The organism is Streptomyces exfoliatus (genome assembly GCF_000725545.1).
Taxonomy (GTDB): domain Bacteria; phylum Actinomycetota; class Actinomycetes; order Streptomycetales; family Streptomycetaceae; genus Streptomyces; species Streptomyces exfoliatus.
In genome coordinates this window covers 1-19,280 of the sequence record NZ_JNZP01000015.1, presented here as the reverse complement: position 1 = coordinate 19,280, position 19,280 = coordinate 1, and the positions used below count along the sequence as shown (strand labels likewise).

Genomic DNA, 19,280 nt, shown 5'->3' with positions numbered 1-19,280 from the left:
CGCGGATCGCCGCGCTTCGTGTTCCATAGTCCTGTCACTCCCCACACCGAACGACTACAGGAGTGGCTGCCCGTGTTGAGCCCCTTTACGCGGACAGAACCCGCCCCGTACCTATTGACGCACGAGAGAGGGAAAAGGTTTCGCCCGCCCAGGGCGAAAACAGAGCCCGGCGGGACCGGAACGAAGAGTTCCAGCCATCTCCGCAGGCGGGCGAAATGGCGCACCATCAGGTGTCCTGCACCACAGTGGCCGATCCCAACTCCCCGAATACCAGGACATCTCATGATCAACACTCACTCGACCGGCTGAAAATAGCCCGGACATGCCTTCGGAATGGCCGCGATGCAGTAGTAGGCTCACGCCGCCGTTTGTTGGAATTCGAAGTTGACGCCGCGTGTTGACGCCGGACGTCACGAACGTGAAGGACCCCCGTGGCCACGGGGGCCGAGCTGGGGGAGGCCATGCGCTTTCGCGGGAAGTCCATCCGCCGGAAGATCGTGGCGTTGCTGCTCGTACCGCTCGTCTCCCTCACGGGCCTGTGGGGTTTCGCCACCGCCCTCACCGGCCGCGAGGCCGACCAACTCCTCGACGTCGGCTACATCGTCGACAAGGTCGGCTACCCCCTGGAGGACACGGCCCGGGTCATCCAACTCGAACGCCGCCAGTCCCTCATCTACCTCGCCGACCCCCGCGGCTCCGAGACCCTCGGCTCGCTGCGCGAGACCCGGCTCGCCACCGACCGGCAGATCGCCCGCATCAGGGCCAACGCCGCCGACCCCGGTGTACGCGAGGAGATGCGGCCCGTCACGGCCCAGCGGCTCACGTCCCTCCTCGAAGCGCTCGACGGCCTCGCCTCCCTGCGCCGGTCCGTGGAGAAACGTGACATCGGCCGGATGCAGGCCCTCGACTTCTACAACCGGCTCGTCGACCCCTGCTACAGCTTCCTCATCACCCTCCACGCCCTCGAGAACGTGGAGATGGACAAGCAGGGCCGCGCCCTCGTCGGCATCACCCGCGCGCGCGAGCTGCTCTCCCGCGAGGACGCCCTCGTCCTCTCCGCGCTCGTCGCCGACCGCGTCACCGCCCAGGAGATCCGCGAGATATCCGACCTCATCGCCAACCGCGAGCAGTTCTACGAGGTCAACCTCGAACTCCTGCCCGCCGCCGAACGCGTGCGCTTCGAGCAGTACTGGCGCAGCCCCGACACCCGGCCGCTGCGCACCGCCGAGAACGCGATCATCACCGCGGGCCCCACCGACAACCCGCGTGCCGTCACCCCCGCCTACTGGCAGGACCACGCGAGCCCCGTCCTCGACGACCTGGCCCGCGAGAACACCGCCGCCGGCGACCGCTACCAGGACCGGGTCCAGCCCGCCGCGTACAGCGTGCTGCTGAAGGCCGGTGTCGCCGGCGTCCTCGGCTTCCTCGCCCTGCTCGCCTCGATCGTCATCTCCGTACGCGTCGGCCGCGAACTCGTCCGTGACCTGCGCCGCCTCCAGAAGGAGGCCCAGGAGGTCTCCGGCGTACGGCTGCCCAGCGTGATGCGGAGGCTCGCCGCCGGCGAACAGGTCGACGTCGGCACCGAAGTGCCCCACCTGGCCTACGGGGAGGACGAGGTCGGCCAGGTCGGCCAGGCACTCAACACCCTTCAGCGCGCCGCCGTCGAGGCCGCCGTCAAACAGGCGGAACTGCGGCGCGGCGTCTCCGAGGTGTTCGTCAACCTCGCCCGCCGCAACCAGGTCCTCCTCCACCGCCAGCTCACCCTCCTGGACACCATGGAGCGGCGCACCGAGGACACCGACGAACTGGCCGACCTCTTCCGGCTCGACCACCTCACGACCCGTATGCGCCGCCACGCCGAGGGCCTCGTCATCCTCTCCGGCGCCGCCCCCTCCCGCCAGTGGCGCAAGCCCGTCCAGCTCATGGACGTCGTCCGCGCCGCCGTCGCCGAGGTCGAGGACTACGAGCGGATCGAGGTACGCCGGCTGCCCCGCCTCGGCGTGGGCGGCCCCGCCGTCGCCGACCTCACCCACCTCATCGCCGAACTCCTCGAGAACGCCACGGTGTACTCGCCCCCGCACACCGCCGTCCAGGTGCTGGGCGAGCGGGTAGCGAACGGCTTCACGCTGGAGATCCACGACCGGGGCCTCGGCATGAACGCCGACGCCCTGCTCGACGCCAACCTCCGGCTCGCCGAGACCCCCGAGTTCGAGCTCTCCGACACCGACCGCCTCGGCCTCTTCGTCGTCAGCCGCCTCGCCCAGCGCCAGAACGTCCGCGTCTCGCTCCAGACCTCCCCGTACGGAGGCACCACCGCGGTCGTCTTCATCCCGGCCGCGCTGCTCACCGACGCGCCCGAGACCCAGGGCGCCGGCTTCCGCCTGGACCGCAAGACCCTCGAGCAGAAGCCCGGTGAGCGCACCGGCCCCGCCGACGACGGGACGGCCGGCGCCGGCACGCTGCCCACCCGCCGCCCGGCGCTGGCCAGGGTCCCGGACGTGACCGAGGTCCCCGGCCCGCTCGACGGCCCCGTCGAACTCGAGGGACCGATCGGCGGCGAGGGCTTCGACGCGCTCCTCGACCGGTCCGCGGACCTGCTCGACACCGAGAGCGAGCGCGGCGGTCTCTTCCTGCCCCGTGGCAGGCGTCGCACCGGACTCGCCCCCGCCGGTGAGCAGCACCAGCAGGCCGATGACCGGACGAACCGCCACGGCGACGAGGAGCCTGCGGCCGACGGGGGAGTCCTCGGCCCCGTACCGCTGCCGCGCCGCCGCACCCCGACGCTCGTCGTCGACCACGGCCGCCGCGTCGACGCACCGCACCGGCCGCACCCGCTCCAGGACGCCAGGGACCACCAGCTGCCCGCCCCGGACCCGGCGCCCGCCGGCCGTGACCACCCCGCTCCCGGCCGTGCGACCGAGCACTCGGGCGCCACGGGCCGGTTCGCCCAGGGCAGCGGGCGGGACGCCCCGTCGGGACCCCCGCGGGGACCCGGCCCGGCCCTCTTCCCCGTACCACCGGAGGGGTCCGCACCCCCGGACGGTCCCGTGCCGCCGGAGAGCCCGGAGCCGTTCGCCGGGCTGCCCCGCCGCGTCCGGCAGGCGAGCCTCGCGCCGCAGCTGCGCGCGACCGACGGCCCCGCGGACCGCGGTACGGGACGGCCCGCCGAACCCCGTACGAGCGGCGGCACCACGCCCGCGGACCCCGACTCCTTCGAGCGCGACGCCGAGGAGGTACGCGCCCGCATGGCCGCCATGCAGCGCGGCTGGCAGCGCGGGCGACGGCACAACGCCGACCCGGACGACCCGACAGCACAAGGAACGACACCCGAGGGGGACGGTCGATGACCGCACCGAACGCCGCAGCACCCAGCACCACCTCCGGCCACGGCCACGGAAACGGCGAGCTGAACTGGCTCCTCGACGAACTCGTCCAGCGCGTCGGGTCGATCCGCAAGGCCCTGGTGCTCTCCAGCGACGGCCTCCCCACCGGTGCCTCCCAGGATCTGTCCCGGGAGGACGGCGAGCACCTGGCCGCCGTGGCCTCCGGCTTCCACAGCCTCGCCAAGGGCGTCGGCCGCCACTTCGAGGCGGGCAAGGTCCGCCAGACGGTCGTCGAGCTGGAGGACGCCTTCCTCTTCGTCACGGCCGCCGGCGACGGCAGCTGCCTCGCGGTGCTCGCGGACGCCGACTCCGACGTCGGTCAGGTCGCCTACGAGATGACGCTGATGGTGAAGCGGGTCGGGGCCCACCTCGCGACGGCCCCCCGGACCGGTCCCTCGGGAGGGTGAGCGGGACGGCATGAGTGACGCAGCCGAGCGGAACCAGCTGAACGAACCCGACCGGCCGAGCCGGCCGGACGAGTCGTACGGGTCGAGCGAGCCGTACACGGCGTACGGGTCGAGCGAGCCGTACGCGGCCTACGAACCGTACGGCGCGCAGCAGGACGGTCCGACGACACCGGACCACCCCCACTGGTTCGACGACGAAGCCGGTCCCGTGGTCCGTCCGTACGCGATGACCCGCGGCCGGACGAGCGCAGCCACCCGCCACCGGCTCGACCTCATCGCGCTCGTCGTTCCCGAACCCGCCGCCGACGACCCCGGCCGGGACCAGACGCTCTCCCCCGAGCACGTGGAGATCGTCGAGCGCTGCTTCGAGCAGCCCCAGTCGATCGCCGAGCTCGCCGCAGGACTCGACCTCCCCGTCGGGGTGGTCCGGGTGCTGGTCGGCGATCTCGTCGAGGACGAACTCGTCCATGTGACCCGCCCCGTTCCGCCGGCCGAGCTGCCGGACGTGAGCATTCTCCGCGAGGTGATCAATGGCCTTCGGGCGCTCTAGCCGCAAGAAGCAGTACGTCGAGCCGGTGACCCTGAAGATCCTCGTCGCGGGCGGGTTCGGGGTCGGCAAGACGACGCTGGTGGGCGCGGTCAGCGAGATCCGGCCCCTGCGGACGGAGGAGATCCTCAGCGAGGCGGGGCGGCCCGTCGACGACCTGCACGGCGTCGAGGCCAAGACGACCACCACGGTCGCCATGGACTTCGGCCGGATCACCCTCCGCGAGGACCTCGTCCTGTACTTGTTCGGCACCCCCGGCCAGGACCGCTTCTGGTTCCTCTGGGACGAGCTGGCACAGGGCGCGCTCGGCGCGGTCGTCCTCGCGGACACCCGCCGCCTGGAGGACAGCTTCGCGGCCATCGACTACTTCGAGCGGCGCGGCATCCCGTTCACGGTGGCCGTCAACTGCTTCGAGGGCGCCCAGCGCTTCCCCGCGGAGAGCGTGCGCGGGGCGCTCGACCTGGATCCCGAGGTGGAGCTCGTGATGTGCGACGCCCGGGACCGCGAGTCCGTGAAGAACGTCCTGGTGGCCGTCGTCCAGCACGCCCTCGTCCTCGCGGACCAGAGCCACCCGACGGCCGCCCCCTGATCCGGCCCGATCCGAACGCGAGGCCCTGAGGGCCCGACCCTTCCCGGGCGGGCCCTCAGCGCACCGCCACCACCGCCGACCCGTGCCCGAACAGGCCCTGGTTCGCGGTGATGCCGACCCGCGCGCCGGGCACCTGCCGCCCGCCCGCCGTACCCCGCAACTGCCAGGTCAGCTCGCAGACCTGGGCGATCGCCTGGGCGGGCACCGCCTCCCCGAAGGAGGCGAGGCCGCCGCTGGTGTTGACCGGAACGCGCCCGCCGAGGGCCGTCGCCCCGTCCCGCAGCAGCTTGGCGCCCTCGCCCGCGTCGCACAGGCCGATGTCCTCGTACCACTCCAGTTCCAGGGCGGTCGACAGGTCGTACACCTCCGCGAGCGACAGGTCGTCGGGCCCGATCCCCGCCTCCTCGTAGGCGGCGCGGGCGATGGAGGCGCGGAAGGTACGTCCGGTCGGGCTCACGGCCGCCGCCGAGTCCGTCGCGATGTCGGGGAGATCGAGGACCGCCTTCGGGTACGTGGGGGAGACCGTCGAAACGGCCCGGACCCGTACCGGGTCGGCGTGCCCGTGGCGGCGCGCGAACTCCAAGCTGGACAGGACGAGCGCGGCGCCGCCGTCCGAGGTGGCGCAGATGTCGAGGAGCCGCAAGGGATCGGCGACGACGGCGGAGGCCGCGACCTCCTCGGCGGTCACCGGCTTCCGGTACCGGGCCAGCGGGTTGAGCGCACCGGCCTTCGCGTTCTTGACCTTCACCAGGGCGAAGTCCTCCGTGGTGTCGCCGTACAGGGCCATCCGGCGGCGCGCGTAGAGGGCGAAGTACGCGGGATTCGTCGCCCCGAGCACCCGGAACCGCAGCCAGTCCGGGTCGTCGGGGCGTTCGCCGCCGGCCGGCGCGAAGAACCCCTTCGGCGTCGCGTCCGCGCCGACGACCAGGACCACGTCCGCCAGGCCGGCCAGGATCTGGGCCCGCGCGGTCCCGATCGCCTGCGCGCCCGAGGCACAGGCGGCGTAGACGCTGGTGACCCGCGCGCCCTGCCACCCTAGGGCCTGCGCGAACGTCGCCCCCGCCACGTATCCCGGGTATCCGCACCGCATGGTGTCGGCGCCGACGACCGACCCGACGTCGCTCCACTCCAGTCCGGCGTCGGCGAGCGCGGCCCGGGCGGCCGCCGTCCCGTAGGAGACGAAACTCCGCCCCCACTTGCCCCAGGGGTGCATCCCGGCCCCGAGGACGGCGATGTCGTTCACGACCGCTCCTCCCGCGCGACGGGCCGCCAGTGCCAGGTGGTCCAGGTGTGCCGGTCGTCCTCGTTCAGCACCCCGGGCACCACCTCGACCTCCGCCCCGACGGCGAGATCGTCCGTCGTCACCCCGGGCGCGGCCTGCCCGAGGACCACCATCGCCTCGGCCGCCAGGTCGACGGCGACGAGCGTGTACGGCTCCCAGGGCACGTCCGGATCGGAGACGTACGGGGCGGGCGGACGGTACCGCCCGTCGGTGTACGACCAGACCCGGCCGCGCGGCGAGAGCGGCACCTCGGCGAGCGTGCCGCCGCCCGGGCAGCCGGGATTCCGGCACCAGTCGTCCTCGCGCGGGAAGAAGACCGACGCGCAGGCCGTGCAACGGGTCCCGAGCAGCCGGAACTCCGCCTCCGGCACGCTGTCGTCGGTGAACCATCCGGCCACCACCGGTCTGCGGGTCCGTGTCATCGAGCCGCCCTCCCGTAATCTGACGAAGCGTCAGAAGTGTGCCACGGGAGGCCTGTGCTGAGAAGGGCTCAACGCCCGGCCACCGACCTCCGCGCCACCGGGAAGTCGAAGAACGTGCTCGGGAACGGCTCCGGCTTGAAGGTGAAGTGCCACCACTCCTCGGGCAGGTTCACGAACCCCTGCTCGGCGAGCACCCCCTTGAGCAGCTGCCGGTTCGCCCGCTGCGCCCCCTGGATCCGCGGGTCGTCGGTGTGCGAGAGCGTGTCGAAGCAGTCGTACCCGGTCCCCATGTCCACGGAGTTGTCGGGGAACCGTTCCTCCTGCGGCGCGTAGCACTCCACCAACTTCTCGCCCGGCACGTACGCGCGCGTGGGGAGGGCAGGCAGCCGCACGATCGTCAGGTCCACCGTCGAGCCCCGGCTGTGCCCCGACTTCTCCGCGATGTAACCGTCCGCGAACAGCCTCGACTTGTCGACGTCCGGATAGAACTCCCCCTTCGTCCGCTCGTCCGTCAGGTCCTTCGCCCAGCGCACGAAGTGGTCCACGGCCCGCTGCGGCCGGTAGCAGTCGTACACCTTCAGCGTGTAGCCCCGGGCCAGCAGACGCAGCTGAGCGCGATGGAGCGCCTCGGCGGCCGGCCGGGTCAGGATGCACAACGGCTGCCGGTAGCCGTCGATCGGCTCGCCCACGAAGTTGTGCGCCGTCGTGTAGCGCATCTCCTGGACGATCGTCCGGTCCACGGAGGCGAGGGCCACGAACTCCGGCGGGGCCTTCGGCTCCGGCGCGGCCGACGCCGGGGGAGCGGGGGCGGCCACGGCGCCCGTGACGGCGAGCAGCCCGGCCGCGGCCGTGACGGCGAGGGTACGGATGGCGGTAGCAAGTCCTGTCATGCGCACCGTCTATCAGTTCCGGCAGCGCCGGGAAAGGGTGATCGCATACCGTCGAGCCCGTGAAGGACTCCACAGGCGCCCCCGACTCGCACTGCGCCGGCTGCGGCGCCGCCCACCCGGCCGACGCCGGCTGGCCCCGCACCTGCCGGTCCTGCGGCCACACCGCCTACCGCAACCCCCTGCCCGTCGCCGTCGCCCTGCTCCCCGTCACGGACGCAGCGGCGGGCACGGGCCTCGTGGTCATCACCCGCACCATCGAACCCGCGCGAGGCGGGGTCGCCCTGCCCGGCGGTTTCATCGACCACGGCGAGGACTGGCGCGCCGCCGTCGCCCGCGAACTGCGCGAGGAGACCGGCATCACGGCCACCGCCGAGGAGGTCCGCCTCGCCGACGCGATGAGTTCCCCGGGCGGCCACCTCCTCCTCTTCGGCCTCCTCCCGCCCCGCCCGGCCACCGCACTCCCTGTCTCGGTCCCGACGGACGAGACGAGCGGCCACCACGTTCTCCACGCCCCGGTGGAACTGGCGTTCCCGCTCCACACGGAGGCGGTCCGCAAGTGGTTCGGCGGCGCCTACGGGTGACGGGCCGCTGATACGGGATCCTCTCTCGCGTATCCGATCTCCAGTATTCGAATATCGGAGATCGGATCCAGGAGATCGGATCCACCGCTCTCACACCCGTCTCACATCCCTCTCACCACCACCGGCAGGCCCACCGCCTCCACCCCACCGTCCGTCACCCGCTCGACGACCACCCGCCCGTCCGCGAGCCGCGACTGGTACCGCTCGATCTCGGCCGTCCCCCAGCCGTCCCCCGCGTCCCGTACGACGAGCCCGCCGCCCGTCCGCCCCGCGGCGGGGGCCCATACCTCCAGGGCGAGTTCACCGTCCTCGCCACGCACCGGCAGCACGGCCCCCGCCCGTGCCAGGACCGGGATCCGCGAGAGCGGCGCGTCGAGCAGCACCTGCCCGGGCCCCTCGTAGCCCTGCCCGGTCGTCGTGTCGTACCAGCGCCCCCGCGGCAGCCGCACGGCCCGCCGGTCGGCACCCCGCGTCAGGACCGGCGCCACGAGGAGCGCGTCCCCGAGCAGGAAGGCGTCCTCGCAGTCGCGCAGCACCCGGTCCTCGGGCGTCCCCCACCACAGCGGGCGCACGTAGGGCGCGCCCGTCATCCGGGCCAGCCGGGCGAGGGTCGTGAAGTACGGCCGAAGCCGCTCCCGCTCGGCCAGTGCCACGCGCGCGTGCTCCAGGACCTCCGGACCGAACTCCCACGGTTCGCGCCGCCCCGCGCCGATCGCCGCGTGCGTACGGAACAGCGGGAGCCACGCCCCCAGCTGGTACCAGCGCAGGAAGAGCTCGGGCGTCGGGCTGCCGTCGAAGCCGCCCACGTCGGGCCCCGAGTACGGCACCCCGCACAGTCCGAGCCCCAGGACGAGGGCGAGCGAGGCCCGCAGTCCCGGCCACCCCGTCGACACGTCGCCCGACCAGGTGCCCCCGTAGCGCTGCATGCCCGCCCAGCCCGAACGAGAGAAGAGGAACGGCCGCTCGTCGGGCCGCAGCCGGAGCAGCCCCTCGTACCCGGCGCGCGCCATCGCGAGCCCGTACACGTTGTGCGCCTCCCGGTGGTCACCTCCCCGGCCCTCCAGGGAGTGCCGTGCCGACCGGGGCAGCGTCATGTCCCCGAAGGGGGCGAAGGAGACCGGCTCGTTCATGTCGTGCCACACCCCGGCGAAGCCCTGCCGGAGCCGCTCCTCGTACAGGCCGCCCCACCACTCCCGTACCGCCGGATCGGTGAAGTCCGGGTAGGCGCATTCGCCCGGCCACACCACCCCCCGGACCTCCCCGCCCCGCGGGTCCTTGACGAAGACGTCCGCGGCCCGACCGGCGTTCCCCGGTTCGGCGTGCACGCCAGGGTCCACGATCGACACGAGCCGTACGCCCTGCTCCCGCAGCTCCGCCGCGAGGCCCGGCAGATCGGGGAACCGCTCACGGTCGACCGTGAACACCCGGTGCGCGTCGTAGTGGTCGATGTCCAGATGCACGGCGGAGAGCGGGAGACCCCGCTCCCGGTAGCCGGCCACGACCCTGCGCACCTCCCGCGCGCTGCCGAACCCCCAGCGAGCGTGCTGCGGCCCGAGCGCCCAGTCCGGCGGCAGCGCCGGAGCGCCCGTCAGGGCCGCCCAGCCGTGGAGCACGCGCGCGGGGGTGCCGACCACCACCCAGCAGCGCAGCGGCCCGCCCTCCATGCGGACCTCGCTCGTGCCCGGCCGGTCGTGCCCCGATCCCGCCCCTTCCTCACCCTCCGCCAGGGTGACCCTGCCGTCCCAGGAGTTGTCGTGGAACGCCAGGTGGGTCCCCGCGTCGGAGACGACGAACTGGACGGGCATCGTCAGGTACAGAGGATCGTCCCCGGGACCGAAACTCCCCTTGGGGTCGGTGTTCCACAGCCGGTACGAACCGCCCCGCAGCCGCGGCCCCGCCGACCGCCCGCCGAGGCCGAAGAACCGCGCGTCCGCCGGCACCTCACTGCGCTGCACCCAGCGCGCCCCACCGGAACCCGCTCCCGCCACCTGCGCGCCGGAACCCGTTCCCGTCACCTGCTCCCGGGCACCCCTTCCCGCCACCTGAACGCCGGGCTCGGCCGCGACCGCCATGGCGCCGGGACCTCCGGTCGGCACCGTGGCCGCCACCGGCTCCCACCAGCGCGGCGGCAGGTCCCGGCGCAGCATCACCCCGCCCGGCGTCCGGACCTCCACCGCCCCGTGCCGGGAGACCGCCACGGTCACCCGCTCGGACACGATCCGCCAGCCGCCGTCGGTGTCCGGTTCGAGGGAGGCCCGAGGATCCGGGTCGGGCGCCTCGCCGGTCAACGCGTACGAGGGAAGCGGCCCGGCCCCGTCCCATCCCCAGAACACGGTGCCCCCCGAGGACACGCAGATCCTCAGCGAGGACCGCGCGAACCGAATGGTCCCCCCACCCGGTGCGGCCTCGGCCTCCGTAGCCAGCCCGGGCACCCGGGCCCGCTCCGGCCCCCTCGGCGGGAGCCCCCACGCGTCCGTACGGCGCTGCCGCCACGCCGCCCGCACCGTCCGCCATCCCCGCACCGAACCGAACACCTTCACCGAACGCAGTAGTTCACGACCGTCCATACGGCTCACCCTGCCACCCACCTGGGGCGATACGAGCTGCGTTCAACTTCCGTTCACCCGTGGTGGGAGCACATATTCAACTCCTCGACCATGGGTGGGCAGACCTGGTGCGAACGGCGATCACATGGCATCGTCCTGTCAGCCGCGTCACGCGCACACCCCAGCACGTGCGCGGGACACACGCCGACCCCGCGTACAGCCAGGGAGCCGCCCCAATGACATCAGCGCAGACCGATCCGCTCTGGCAGCCGGACGAGGAACACATCGCCACGGCCGCCGTCACCCGCTTCCAGAGCTGGGCGGCCGAACACCACGGCGCCCCGGCCGCGGGCGGATACCCGGCGCTCCACCGCTGGTCGGTCGACGAGCTCGAAGCCTTCTGGCAGGCGGTCGTCGAGTGGTTCGACATCCGCTTCTCCACCCCGCCCGAGCGGGTTCTCGGCGACCGGTCGATGCCGGGCGCCGACTGGTTCCCCGGGGCCACCCTCAACTACGCCGAGCACGCCCTGCGCGCCGCGGCCGAGCGCCCCCATGACACGGCCCTGCTCCATGTGGACGAGACACATGAGCCCGCGTCCACCACCTGGGCCGAGCTCCGCCGCCAGGTCGGCTCCCTCGCCGCCGAACTCCGAGCCCTCGGCGTACGCCCCGGTGACCGGGTCAGCGGCTACCTGCCCAACGTCCCGCAGTCCGTCGTGGCCCTCCTCGCCACCGCGGCCGTCGGCGGCGTGTGGACCTCCTGCGCCCCGGACTTCGGCGCCCGCAGCGTCCTCGACCGCTTCCAGCAGGTCGAGCCGGTCGTCCTCTTCACCGTCGACGGCTACCGCTACGGAGGCAAGGAGCACGACCGCCGCGACACCGTCGCCGAACTCCGCGCCGAGCTGCCCACCCTCCGCGCGGTCGTCCACATCCCGCTGCTCGGCACCCCGGCCCCCGAGGGGACCCTCGCCTGGGACGATTTGGTGGCCGCCGACGTGGAGCCGGTCTACGAGCAGGTCCCGTTCTCGCACCCGCTGTGGGTCCTGTACTCCTCCGGCACGACCGGCCTCCCGAAGGCCATCGTCCAGTCCCAGGGCGGCATCCTCGTCGAGCACGTCAAGCAGCTGGGCCTGCACTGCGACCTCGGGCCCGAGGACGTGTTCTTCTGGTACACCTCCACCGGCTGGATGATGTGGAACTTCCTCGTCTCCGGCCTGCTCACCGGCACGACGGTCGTCCTGTACGACGGCAGTCCCGGCTATCCGGACACCGCGGCCCAGTGGCGCGTCGCCGAACGCACCCGCGCCACCCTGTACGGCACCTCCGCCGCGTACGTCATGGCCTGCGCCAAGGCGGACGTGCACCCCGGCCGCGACTTCGACCTCTCGGCCGTGAAGTGCGTCGCCACCACCGGCTCGCCGCTGCCTCCCGACGGCTTCCGCTGGCTCCACGACGAGGTCCGCGAGAACCTCTGGATCGCCTCGGTCAGCGGCGGGACCGACGTGTGCTCCTGTTTCGCGGGCGCCGTCCCCACCCTCCCGGTCCACATCGGCGAGCTCCAGGCGGCGGGCCTCGGCACCGACCTCCAGGCCTGGGACCCCTCGGGCAAGCCCGTCATCGGCGAGGTCGGCGAACTCGTCGTCACCAACCCCATGCCGTCCATGCCGATCCACTTCTGGAACGACCCCGACGGCAGCCGCTACCGCGACAGCTACTTCGAGATGTTCCCGGGCGTCTGGCGCCACGGCGACTGGATCACGATCACCGACCACGGCTCGGTCGTCATCCACGGCCGTTCCGACTCCACCCTGAACCGCCAGGGCGTGCGCATGGGAAGCGCCGATATCTATGAGGCCGTGGAGCGCCTCCCCGAGATCCGCGAATCCCTCGTGATCGGTCTGGAGGAGCCGGACGGCGGCTACTGGATGCCGCTCTTCGTCCACCTCGTGGAAGGCGCCGCCCTCGACGACGAGCTGATCGCCCGCATCAAGCGGACGATCCGCAGCGAGCTGTCCCCGCGTCACGTTCCCGACGAGATCATCGAGGTCCCCGGCGTCCCGCACACCCTCACCGGAAAGCGCATCGAGGTCCCGGTCAAGCGCCTCCTCCAGGGAACCCCCCTGGCCAAGGCGGTCAACGCCGGCTCGGTCGACGACCTCGGTCTCCTCCACTTCTACGAGACCCTGGCCGCCAGCCGCCGCGGCTGAGACACGGTCACGCCCCGGGGCCCCGGTCCGACAGGATCGGGGCCCCGGGCGTTCCCCGAGCGTCCCGGTCTCACCCGCCGTACGTCGCCTGCCCGTCCCCGAGGACCGCCGCGAAGTCCGCCGCGAGGCGCACCGCGTCACCGGGCGCGAGCGTCGCCGTCGTGATCCGCACCGCGGGCGGGGCCGCGATCCGGAACCGCGCACCCGCGGCGACCCACCAGCCCTGTGTCCGCAGGCCGTTGACCACGGCCGACTCGTCCCGCACCGGCACCCACACGTTCAGCCCGCTCGCGCCGACGGCCCGGATCCCGTACACCCCGAGCGCGCCGACCAGGGCCGCGCGGCGCTCCGCGTACGCCGCCTCGCCCGCGGTCACGAGCCCGCTCACCGACCCGTCGGCGAACAGGCCGGCCACCGTCTCCTGCAGGACGTGACTGACCCAGCCGGAGGTCATCAGCATCCGCCCGTCGTGCCGCGCCAGCGTCACCGCGTCGCACGCGACCCCGGCCCACCGCAGGTCGATCCCGAGGTGCTTCGACACCGTCCGCACCTGCGCCCACCGGTCGAGCCCCGCCGCCGCGAGCGTGTGCGCCGCGGCCCCTCCCACCTCGGCGTTGTGGTCGTCCTCGACGACCAGCACCTCAGGGAACTCCCTGAGCACCGCAACGAGGTCGTCCCGCCGCGACCGCGTGAAGAACGCCCCGGTCGGACACTGCCCCCGCGGGCTGCACACCACCGCGCGCACCCCGCCCCGCAGCGCCGTCCGCAGCGCGTCCGGTACGAGCCCCTCGTCGTCCACGGCCACGGGAACCATCCGCAGCCCCAACGCCGGTACGAGATCGAGCAGATGGTGGAACCCGGGGTCCTCCACGGCCACCGCGTCGCCGGGCCGCAGCTCCGTCGACAGAAGCCGTGCGATGCAGTCCAGAGCCCCATGCGCGAACGTCACGTGCCGCGCGGGCACCCCGTCCCGCTCGAACCAGGCGCGCGTGACGGCTTCGAGCGAGGCGAGGCGAGGCGCGGCCCGGTGGGAGCCGTACACCGGGGCGAGTGCCGACGGCGGCCGCAGTACGGGAAGGAAGGCCGGGTCCGGATGGCCACCGGCCAGATCCACCAGGCCTTCGGGTACACGCGGCGGGCGCCGGGAGGCCACCGACGGAACCTCCGCCACCACGGTTCCGCCCCGGCCCATCGTGACGATGAGCCCCCGCTGCCGCAGTTCCTTGTACGCCGTCGCCACCGTCCCCGGGCTCACCCCCAGAGCGTCGGCGAGCCGCCGTACGGGAGGCAGGGCGTCGCCGGGGGAGAGCCCGCCCTCCGTCACGCCCCGCTCCACGGACGCGGCAATCGCCTTGGCCGTCGTGCCCTCGATCGCATATTGTGCTGCCACGTAATCAATTATGTATCAATACAAAGCAGTTGGCAAGGGGGACCCATGAGCCGCTCCACCCGATCCGCCCGAACACCCCTCAAGGCCCGCATCCCCGGAGGCCCCGACGGCCGCCGCATGCTCCTCATCGGCTTCATCGACAAGTGCGGCACCGGACTCTGGTCCACGGCCATGGCCCTCTACTTCACCTACGTCACCGGCCTCGGCCTCGGCCAGGTCGGCCTTCTGATCGCGGTCTCGGGCGCCGTCGGCATCGCCGGCGCCCCCCTCGGCGGACGCCTCGCCGACCGCTTCCCCCTCGTCCGCGTCATCGTCTGCACCCAACTCCTGCGCGCAGCCGCCCTCCTGGCCCTCCTCACCACCGACGACTACCTGCTGCTCGTCCTCTTCTCGGCGGCAGGCGCCCTCCCCGACCGCGCCACCAACGTCCTCACCAAGCTCTACGCCGCACGGATCGCCGGCCCCGACCGCATCCGCTACCAGGCCATCAACCGCACCACCTCGAACCTCGGCTGGACCCTCGGCGGACTCGGCGCCGCCGCCGCACTCGCCGTCGGCACCACCACCGCCTTCCACGTCCTTCTCATCGGAGACGCCCTCTCCTACCTCGTGATGGCGGCCCTCACCCTCCGCTGCGCCGAACCGCCCGCCCCCACCACCTCCCGGATCGCCGCCGCCTCCACCGACCGCGCCCCCGCCACGAAGCCCTCCAGCCCCTGGCGCGACCGCGGCTTCCTCGCCTTCACCACGGGTGACGCCGTCTTCTTCCTCCACGACTCGATCCTCCAGGTCGCCATGCCCCTCTGGATCGTCCACGCCACCGACGCACCCGTCGGCCTCGCCCCGCTCCTGATGGTCGCCAACAGCGTCCTCGTCGTGCTCTTCCAGGTCCCCCTCGCCCGCTTCGGCTCCTCCACCGTCGCCGCCCGACGCCTCCTCGTCCCCCTCGCGGGCCTCTTCGCGGTCGGCACGCTCGCCCTCACCGTCTCCGCCCTCGGCGGCCGCACCCTCTCCATCGCCGCCCTGATCACCGCGGCCGTCGCCCTCACCTTCGCCGAGATGATCCACACCCTCGCGTCCTGGGAGATCTCCGTCGCCCTGGCCCCCGACGACGCCCAGGGCGCCTACCTCGGAGTCCACGGCCTCGCACAGTCCACCCAGCGCTTCGTCGGCCCCCTCCTCATGACCGGTCTCGTCTCCGCCGGCCCCCTCGGCTGGCCCTTCCTCGGCGCCGCCCTCGTCGCCACCTGCGGCGCACAGAGCCGCCTCGTCCGCCGACGCCTCCCCGAATCGTCACTGTCAGTGCCCACGGTTACGGTGAGTGAGCACTGATCGGACCGTAACCAGGGGGAGACATGACACGGACCGGCACCACCCGCGCACACCTCCGGCGCGCCCTGCGCCGCGAAGTCCCCAGCACCGTCGGCCTCCTCGCCGACGAGCACGACTTCACGGCCATGCGCCGGTACCGGACCTTCGCCTTCGACGACCACACCACCTACCTCCGACAGGTCGAGGCCCTCCTCAGGACCCTCGCCACCCAGGGCGGCCACACCACCGTCACCCTCTTCGACCCCGAGGAATACGCGGCCTGGTGCGCCGAGACCGCCCTCGACCCCGACCACCCCACCAGCCGCAGCCGCTTCACCGCCCACCTCGCCGCGACCGGCGCCCACGTCACCTACACCGGGCAACCCCTCAGCACCCTCCTGCCCGAGCTCGTCGACACCGCCGTCCGCCACGCCACCTGGGAGTACGCCACCACCGTCCTCGCCACTGCCGGCGACTGCGCCACCTGCGGCAAGGACGTCGGCAAGGCAGCCTTCGAGCGGGCCGCCCGGCTCCTCGCCCGCCTCCTCGACGCCGCCGGCCCCGGCACCCACCACCTCGTCTGCAGCGTCCAGGCCGCCGACGACCAGCTCGTCGCCGTCCTCCTCGCCCACGGCACGCCACACCCTTCGACCGTCGAGGACGCCGCGGCCGCGGAGTTCACCGCCGTGCTCGCCGCCGGCATCGCCCTCGGGGCCCCCGGCGGAGTCGTGCTGCGCACCAGCGACCCGGGTATCCGCGACCGACTCCACGGCTGGCGCCTCACCGCGGGGAACCTCGCTCCCCTCACCGAGGCCGAGGTCTTCGCCGCCTACTGCACCGACGCCCGCACCGGAGAGCCCCTCTCCCCGGAACCGGGCGTCGACCACCTCGCCGGATTCCCCCTCACCCCCGACCCCGACGACGACTGGACCAGCCACCACTGACCCCACCCACGACGAAGGGGCTCCCCGTCACCTCGGTGACGGAAAGCCCCTTCGTCGAGCACACCCGTGAATCACTCCCCGGACAGCACCGCCTGAGCGGCAACCCGCGCCTCGTGCGCGGAGTCCGCCGCACGCGCCGCGGCCGCGGCCCGCTCGCACTGCGCCAGCGTGTACTTGGCCAGCGTCGCCCGCACATACGGAATCGACGCGGCACCCATGGACAGGGAGGTGACCCCCAGACCCGTCAGCACACACGCCAGCAGCGGATCCGAAGCGGCCTCGCCACAGACGCCACAGCTCTTGCCCTCGGCCTTGGCCGCCTCGGCGGACATGGCCACCAGGTCGAGCAGCGCCGGCTGCCACGGGTCCTGGAGCCGCGACACCGCACCGACCTGCCGGTCCGCCGCGAAGGTGTACTGCGCCAGGTCGTTGGTGCCCAGCGACAGGAACTCGACCTCCTGGAGGATCGAGCGCGCCCGCAGCGCGGCCGACGGGATCTCGACCATCGCACCGAACTTCGCCCGCAGCCCGGCCTCACGGCACGCGTCGGCGAACGCCCTGGCGTCCGTACGGTCGGCCACCATCGGAGCCATGACCTCGAGGTACACCGGCAGCCCCTCGGCCGCCTTCGCCAGCGCGGTCAGCTGCGTCCGCAGCACCTCCGGGTGCTCGAGCAGCGACCGCAGACCCCGCACGCCCAGCGCCGGGTTCGGCTCGTCAACCGGCGTCAGGAAGTCCAGCGGCTTGTCGGCGCCCGCGTCGAGGACCCGCACGACCACCCGGCCCTCGGGGAAGGCCTCCAGCACCTTGCGGTAGGCCTCGATCTGCTTCTCCTCGGACGGAGCCTTCTCGCTGTCGTCCAGGAAGAGGAACTCCGTACGGAAGAGACCGACACCCTCCGCACCGGCCTCCACCGCGGCCGGCACGTCCGCCGGACCGCCGACGTTCGCGAGCAACGGCACCTTGTGCCCGTCCGAGGTCGCGCCAGGACCGCTGGACGTGGCCAGCGCGGCCTTGCGCTCGGCGGCCGCCTTCGTCAGCTCCGCCTTCTTCTCCTCGCTCGGGTCCACGAAGAGCTCACCGGTCGAACCGTCCACCGCGATGAGCGTGCCCTCGGCGATCTCACCCGCGCCCGGCAGCGCCACGATCGCCGGCACACCCAGCGCCCGCGCCAGGATCGCGCTGTGGCTGGTCGGCCCGCCCTCCTCCGTCACGAAGCCGAGCACCAGCGTCGGGTCGAGCAGCGCCGTGTCGGCCGGCGCGAGGTCCCGAGCGATCAGCACGTACGGCTCGTCGCTGTCCGGCACGCCGGGCATCGGCACACCGAGCAGCCGCGCGACGATCCGGTTCCGCACGTCGTCGAGGTCGGCGACGCGCCCGGCCATGTACTCACCGGCACCGGCGAGCAGCTCGCGGTAGTGCGAGAAGGCGTCGTAGATACCGCGCTCGGCCGTGCTGCCCACGGCGATACGGCGGTCGACATCGGCGATGAGCTCGGGGTCCTGGGCGATCATCGCCTGGGCCTCCAGCACGTGCTGCGCCTCCCCGCCGGCCAGATTGCCACGCGCAATCAGGTCGGCAGCGACAGCTTCGACGGCCTGCCGGGCGCGCCCCTGTTCGCGCTCCGCCTCGTCCGCCGGAATCTGCTTGGCCGGCGGCTCGAGAACCGCCGTGCCCATGTGCCGGACCTCGCCGATCGCCACACCGTGGCTGACGCCGACGCCTCGCAGCGTTGTCTCCATCTCACCCGTCTCCGATAGAGCGACGGCACCCGCCGCCGCGTTGAATGTCGAACTCGCGGTCGTCACGAGGACGATCCGGCTCAGCGCCAGCCGAAGAGCTCGTCGCCGGCCTTCACGTCACCGTCGTCGACGACGTCGGAGAGCGAGTCCGCGGTGGCCTCCAGGGCCACGATGGGACAGATGGGGGACTTGCCCGCGGCCTCCACGGCGGCGGGGTTCCAGCGCACGACAGCCTGTCCGCGCGTCACGGTGTCACCCTTGTTGACGAGCAGCTCGAAGCCCTCACCGTTGAGCTGAACGGTGTCGATTCCGAGGTGGGTCAGCACGCCGTGCCCCTCGCCGTCGACGACGACGAAGGCGTGCGGGTGCATGGAGACGACGACCCCGTCGAGGGGGGAGACGACCTCCGAAGGCTCACGTGCGGGATCGATGGCGGTACCGGGACCGACCATCGCACCGGAGAAGACCGGATCGGGAACTGCGGCGAGACCGATGGCGCGTCCAGCAAGCGGCGACGTCACGGTTGTCATGGGAAGCCTCCCAGGGGCGGAGATTGTGTGGCGCCGTCACTACCTGTCCTGGACGGCGTACTGTTCTGAAGCGTAAGTCATAAGAAGTCCCGGTTCCGCACGAGACGTACCAGTTGGGCGGAGCTAGGGACTACCGGAAACGATTTGCCTCTACTGACGGTGGGATGTACTGTCGTACTCCTGCCTGACCCCAACGCGCCTTTGGGTCGCGGGTCGGCAGCAACCATCAAGCCAGATCCTAACCCCAGTGGTCTACACCTCTGCGTGCTCGCAGGGGATGTGGTCTCGGATGGCGAGGTTCCTTTGAAAGTCCTGCCGGCCCTTGTGGCGGGTAGGCAACATACACAGCGAGGACGCTGTGGACAGTCGGCCTTATTCCGGCCTAGCTGTCCCGCTCAACGCGAGTGTCAACCGGATAACCGGTAAACATTCACGGAGAGTTTGATCCTGGCTCAGGACGAACGCTGGCGGCGTGCTTAACACATGCAAGTCGAACGATGAAGCCCTTC

The 19,280-nt window shown here is 72.5% G+C and carries 15 protein-coding genes and 1 rRNA gene; 9 read left to right on the top strand and 7 right to left on the bottom strand.

Features of this window, described 5'->3' with window-relative positions:
* Positions 1–461: 461 nt before the first annotated feature.
* The 4 genes from IO20_RS0117830 to IO20_RS0117815 are packed head-to-tail and all read left to right on the top strand — an operon-like array spanning position 462 to position 4,926.
* Positions 462–3,347: a nitrate- and nitrite sensing domain-containing protein gene (locus tag IO20_RS0117830; RefSeq protein WP_030552024.1), complete on the top strand. Its 2,886-nt coding sequence runs from the start codon at positions 462–464 to the stop codon at positions 3,345–3,347.
* Complete coding sequence (locus IO20_RS0117825; RefSeq protein ID WP_030204283.1) at positions 3,344–3,790, top strand: roadblock/LC7 domain-containing protein; 447 nt, start codon at positions 3,344–3,346, stop codon at positions 3,788–3,790. Before IO20_RS0117830 ends, IO20_RS0117825 begins: the two co-directional genes overlap by 4 nt.
* A 10-nt stretch (positions 3,791–3,800) precedes the next feature.
* Entirely contained in the window at positions 3,801–4,340 is a 540-nt protein-coding gene (locus IO20_RS0117820) for a DUF742 domain-containing protein (RefSeq protein WP_245684976.1), read from the top strand.
* Positions 4,321–4,926, top strand: coding sequence for a GTP-binding protein (locus IO20_RS0117815; protein WP_030552027.1), 606 nt, complete (start codon positions 4,321–4,323; stop codon positions 4,924–4,926). The genes IO20_RS0117820 and IO20_RS0117815 overlap by 20 nt, the downstream gene beginning before the upstream one ends.
* A 55-nt stretch (positions 4,927–4,981) precedes the next feature.
* On the opposite strand, the gene IO20_RS0117810 is transcribed toward IO20_RS0117815, so the two are convergent.
* The 3 genes from IO20_RS0117810 to IO20_RS0117800 form a co-directional block, all read right to left on the bottom strand.
* Positions 4,982–6,139, bottom strand: coding sequence for a lipid-transfer protein (locus IO20_RS0117810; RefSeq protein ID WP_030552029.1), 1,158 nt, complete (start codon positions 6,137–6,139; stop codon positions 4,982–4,984).
* A 26-nt stretch (positions 6,140–6,165) separates the two neighbouring features.
* Positions 6,166–6,630 carry a Zn-ribbon domain-containing OB-fold protein gene (locus tag IO20_RS0117805; protein ID WP_037635768.1) on the bottom strand — a complete coding sequence of 155 codons (465 nt, stop codon included), beginning with the start codon at positions 6,628–6,630 and terminating at the stop codon, positions 6,166–6,168.
* A gap of 68 nt (positions 6,631–6,698) precedes the next feature.
* Entirely contained in the window at positions 6,699–7,520 is an 822-nt protein-coding gene (locus IO20_RS0117800; RefSeq protein WP_030552034.1) for a M15 family metallopeptidase, read from the bottom strand.
* A gap of 59 nt (positions 7,521–7,579) precedes the next feature.
* Here IO20_RS0117800 and IO20_RS0117795 point away from each other — a divergent pair, with 59 nt between their 5' ends.
* Complete coding sequence (locus IO20_RS0117795; RefSeq protein WP_030552036.1) at positions 7,580–8,101, top strand: NUDIX domain-containing protein; 522 nt, start codon at positions 7,580–7,582, stop codon at positions 8,099–8,101.
* Positions 8,102–8,202: 101 nt separating this feature from the next.
* Here IO20_RS0117795 and IO20_RS0117790 read toward each other — a convergent pair whose 3' ends face one another.
* Positions 8,203–10,668 (bottom strand): glycoside hydrolase family 31 protein, encoded by a 2,466-nt coding sequence (locus tag IO20_RS0117790; RefSeq protein ID WP_030552038.1) that lies wholly within the window; start codon positions 10,666–10,668, stop codon positions 8,203–8,205.
* A 215-nt stretch (positions 10,669–10,883) separates the two neighbouring features.
* Between IO20_RS0117790 and IO20_RS0117785 the strand changes: the two genes are divergently transcribed.
* Positions 10,884–12,854, top strand: a complete 1,971-nt coding sequence (locus tag IO20_RS0117785; protein WP_030552039.1) for an acetoacetate--CoA ligase — start codon at positions 10,884–10,886, stop codon at positions 12,852–12,854.
* A 70-nt stretch (positions 12,855–12,924) separates the two neighbouring features.
* Here IO20_RS0117785 and IO20_RS0117780 read toward each other — a convergent pair whose 3' ends face one another.
* Complete coding sequence (locus tag IO20_RS0117780) at positions 12,925–14,244, bottom strand: aminotransferase class I/II-fold pyridoxal phosphate-dependent enzyme (RefSeq protein WP_037635765.1); 1,320 nt, start codon at positions 14,242–14,244, stop codon at positions 12,925–12,927.
* 45 nt (positions 14,245–14,289) lie between these two features.
* On the opposite strand from IO20_RS0117780, the gene IO20_RS0117775 reads away from it, so the two are divergent.
* Positions 14,290–15,576, top strand: coding sequence for an MFS transporter (locus tag IO20_RS0117775; protein WP_281181649.1), 1,287 nt, complete (start codon positions 14,290–14,292; stop codon positions 15,574–15,576).
* A gap of 23 nt (positions 15,577–15,599) precedes the next feature.
* A complete protein-coding gene (locus IO20_RS0117770) occupies positions 15,600–16,499 on the top strand; it encodes a hypothetical protein (RefSeq protein WP_030552045.1) in 900 nt (299 codons plus the stop codon).
* Between the two features lie 71 nt (positions 16,500–16,570).
* Here IO20_RS0117770 and ptsP read toward each other — a convergent pair whose 3' ends face one another.
* Both ptsP and IO20_RS0117760 read right to left on the bottom strand, forming a co-directional pair.
* On the bottom strand, positions 16,571–18,241 hold the full coding sequence (gene ptsP / locus IO20_RS0117765) for a phosphoenolpyruvate--protein phosphotransferase (RefSeq protein WP_030552047.1): 1,671 nt from the start codon (positions 18,239–18,241) through the stop codon (positions 16,571–16,573).
* 80 nt (positions 18,242–18,321) lie between these two features.
* Positions 18,322–18,771 carry a PTS sugar transporter subunit IIA gene (locus IO20_RS0117760; protein WP_030552048.1) on the bottom strand — a complete coding sequence of 150 codons (450 nt, stop codon included), beginning with the start codon at positions 18,769–18,771 and terminating at the stop codon, positions 18,322–18,324.
* Positions 18,772–19,200: 429 nt separating this feature from the next.
* On the opposite strand from IO20_RS0117760, the gene IO20_RS0117755 reads away from it, so the two are divergent.
* Positions 19,201–19,280: ribosomal RNA gene (locus IO20_RS0117755) — 16S ribosomal RNA — on the top strand; the annotation flags it as partial.